Source organism: Maribacter sp., assembly GCF_049667165.1.
Classification (GTDB): Bacteria; Bacteroidota; Bacteroidia; order Flavobacteriales; family Flavobacteriaceae; genus Maribacter_A.
The window spans coordinates 1-3,404 of the sequence record NZ_JBATHS010000303.1 but is presented as its reverse complement, the minus strand read 5'-3'; the positions used below and the strand labels follow the sequence as shown (position 1 = coordinate 3,404).

At 38.8% G+C, this 3,404-nt stretch carries 4 protein-coding genes; 2 read left to right on the top strand and 2 right to left on the bottom strand.

All coding sequences use genetic code 11. The features are described from left to right. Positions 1–530, top strand: a 530-nt coding sequence (locus WBM98_RS14335; RefSeq protein ID WP_424366709.1) for an ACP S-malonyltransferase, incomplete at its 5' end; no start/stop codon positions are given. 291 nt (positions 531–821) lie between these two features. On the opposite strand, the gene WBM98_RS14330 is transcribed toward WBM98_RS14335, so the two are convergent. Together WBM98_RS14330 and WBM98_RS14325 are read right to left on the bottom strand one after the other, a co-directional pair. Further along, a complete protein-coding gene (locus WBM98_RS14330; RefSeq protein WP_424366708.1) occupies positions 822–1,472 on the bottom strand; it encodes an acetyltransferase in 651 nt (216 codons plus the stop codon). 54 nt (positions 1,473–1,526) lie between these two features. After that, positions 1,527–2,393, bottom strand: a complete 867-nt coding sequence (locus tag WBM98_RS14325; protein WP_424366707.1) for a 3-keto-5-aminohexanoate cleavage protein — start codon at positions 2,391–2,393, stop codon at positions 1,527–1,529. A gap of 583 nt (positions 2,394–2,976) precedes the next feature. Here WBM98_RS14325 and WBM98_RS14320 point away from each other — a divergent pair. Further along, positions 2,977–3,404: hypothetical protein (locus WBM98_RS14320; protein WP_424366706.1), on the top strand; the 428-nt coding region annotated here is incomplete at its 3' end.

Genomic DNA, 3,404 nt, shown 5'->3' with positions numbered 1-3,404 from the left:
TTATGCAAAAAGTTTGTGAAGCCGAAAATACAGGTATGGCCGTTGTGGTTGGCTTATATGATGTTATCGTTAAGGATATCTGTAAAAAGGTTGACGGCATAGTGGTACCTGCCAATTATAATTCGCTTCGTCAAGTAGTTATCTCAGGGGAAAAGAAAGCAATCAAAGAAGCATGTGATAAATTAAGACCTGGTGCTAAGGGCATAGTAAATTTAGCCGTAAGTGGCGCATTCCACTCTCCCTTTATGGAGCCAATTGTTGAAGAGTTTAGTGTGGCGGTAGCAGAAACAGCATTCAAAATGCCAATTTGCCCTGTTTATCAAAATGTTACGGCACGACCAAGCGGCAGTATAGAGTTAATCAGGAAAAATTTGATCGATCAATTGACGCATCCCGTAATGTGGCGACATACCATCCTCCACATGATAGAGGACGGTGCAATCGAATTTACAGAAATTGGCCCTGGACATTTTTTAAGAGGGCTTGTGCGTCAAATCGATAAAAATGTGAAAACAAACGGGATTATGTAAAGGGCAAAACACAATTCTTCCCGATATATGGAATTATGCCAGCGTGCCATCATTTTTGATTATGGGTTTAGCCGCTCTGGCGAAAACCAAGTATATGACTCTCCTTTTTTTACCACCGCTTTATCTTCCGCAAAAGGTGGACAATTTATATTCTACGGTTACTATACCTGGCTTCCCTTCTTTGCTTTATACAGGATTGACATAAAATGAATGACCTTGCGATGGATACACGTATATTTGGAAAGGGTTCTATTTTATCCATTAAAAGCTTGGGCGGAATTAAGAAATCTCTTAGGTATTCTCTCTTGCAACTTTACATGGATTCCCATATGCCACAGCGTTGGCCGGGATATTTTTTGTAACAACACTGCCAATACCAATAATTGTATTGGCGCCAATGCTTATGTTATCTTTGACAATGGCCCCAGAACCGATTACACATTTTTCGCCAATAGTAATGTTTCCAGAAAGTACTACTCCAGGGTTAATATCGGTAAATGCGCCAATATCATTATGATGACCGATTAGGCTCCCTCTCTTTATAAAAACTCCAAATCCAATGGTGGTTTGAGAACTGATTACTACATGGGGTTCAATCAAAACTCCATTTTCGATATGGCATGAACTAGCGATATAGGCCGAGGGGTGAATGACTTGAAGGTATCTATTTTTGCCAATATTATGTTTTTGATGGAAGTCATTAAAAATAGCTGCTTTGTTTTTTGGTCCAGGTGTAGCAATAAAAACTTTGCTGGAAGATTTAGGTACAGTACCCACTGGCATGATTGTATAATCCAAAGCTTTAATTGGCATCAAAGGGATTGATATCGTATCAATATTGGGATATATTAAAAATTGGGTCGCGCCGAAAATTTCTTCCATGATATCAAAAGTAATAGCCAAGGCCTCCTTTGAACTGCCCAATAGATGCATTTTTTTCATGCTGTTAATCGTTGATTTTGTTTAGGGTATGTTTTTTAATTATAACTCTCAAGATTAACTTTTTCTACCATATTTACCATGTCCCGGTTGTAAGTTCATTTTCTTCCTAAATTCTTTAGAGGTCATTATCTCACTATCATTTGCCTTCGCAATCCTATGCACGCGTTTTAACAAATCTGAATTTGTTGCCAGCCGCGTCCGTTCATTATCATACCAAATATTATCTTCGATTCCAACACGAACGCCACCGCCAAATGCAATAGCGAGTGAGTTCATTTTTAACTGGTTAATGCCAATTCCCGCTAAACTCCAGATCGAATTCTCTGGAACATCGCCTATCATAATACCTGCGTGTAGAATGTCGGCTTGGGCACATGCGATATTTCCTAATAATAGATTAAAATAATAGGGAGGTTCAATTAATTGCTTTCGTTCTAAATATTTGGCATAATTGATCATTCCCACATCAAATGCTTCCAACTCAGGAACAATACCATTTTTTTTCATAATAGCTGCCAAGTCCTGAATCATTTGGGGTGAATTCATACTTGCTACATTATTGAAGTTTAATGAACTTAAGGTCAAACTCCCCATATCAGGTTTTAAATTCCCGGTTAAATTTAAAGGGTCTGACCGTTGTTCCAACTGATTGAAATTTCTACCGCTCAGTGAGGTGCAGATGACTAATTCAGGAGCATATTTACGAATCCCTTCAATAATCTCCGCATAAATTTCTTTCTTGTAAGTGGGCTCTTGCGTTACAGGATCCATAGCATGTAAATGAACCATTGTTATGCCAATTTCTGTGGCAAGGCGAACATCTTCCACAATTTCAGAGACACTTAAGGGCACATAAGGTGTCATTTTTTTCGTGGGAATCATGCCCGTAGGCGTGAAATTAATGATTATTTTATCGTTCATGTTCTATTTATTTTTGCGTTACCTAGGTAAAAAGTACCTTAATATTAACCTAATAATGAAGCGTTTAGGAACAATAATAACCATGTTCAACGCTACAATACATCATGAAACGCACTTTAGTGGTCATATTTGGTAATATTAAAGGGCATGATTCAATATAAGTACATTGAAAGTTAGCTAAAAAACAATTCACTTTTATTGTAACTCAAAAACTATATTTATAGTATTGACGCAAGTATTATTTAAATCGAAAAAATTTAAAAGCAATAGCGCCCATGGCTAAACCCATAATACAAAATGAACATTAATCCACTAGAGGCGGCCATGTTGTCTTGTATGGCGCCTGCCCTGCGCAGGCCCCAGGCATGCTAGTCGAAGTGTTAGGAGGAGAGTGGAACCTTTTGGTTCATGAATTCTTTAATAAGCATTATACTGGGCAATTTAGAAGTGCCTACCTGCTGCTGTAGGTAGTTGTGTAACGTGGTATTACTTATCCACAACATTAACCGATAAGCGACGTTATTTTAATACTACCTACACCTACTTATCCCTAGGTAACGGTCAGCCGAATAACAATCATACTATGCAGTTTCTAAAAGCTTTCATTTTTGTTTTTGTTTTGGCCATTTCATCGGTTTACGCCCAAAATCTTGAAGAGCTGCCCTTGTTCTCCAGGACACAACTTACCTATGAAGGGGCATTTAGGATCAATGCAAGTGTTTTTGGGGCCTCCGATATCAATTATTCGCAAGGTCCTATTGCCTACAATGCGCAAAACCATTCCCTTTTTATTGTCGGCCATGCCCACCAGCAGGCAATTGCCGAATTCGCCATTCCTGAATTGGTAATAAGCGAAACCTTGGGTGATCTTAATATGGTGGAAACGCCTCTTCAGGTTTTTTCAGAAGTTTTAAACCGCACTCCCGACAACAATCCCGAAGGTATCGATAGAATTGGAGGATTATATGTGGTTACCGACGGAGGCGCACAGCGACTGCTCGTGAATGCCTA

Coding starts and splice junctions, on each gene's coding strand:
- WBM98_RS14330 (WP_424366708.1), bottom strand. CDS start 1,472: ATGAAAAAAATGCATCTATTGGGCAGTTCAAAGGAGGCCTTGGCTATT.
- WBM98_RS14325 (WP_424366707.1), bottom strand. CDS start 2,393: ATGAACGATAAAATAATCATTAATTTCACGCCTACGGGCATGATTCCC.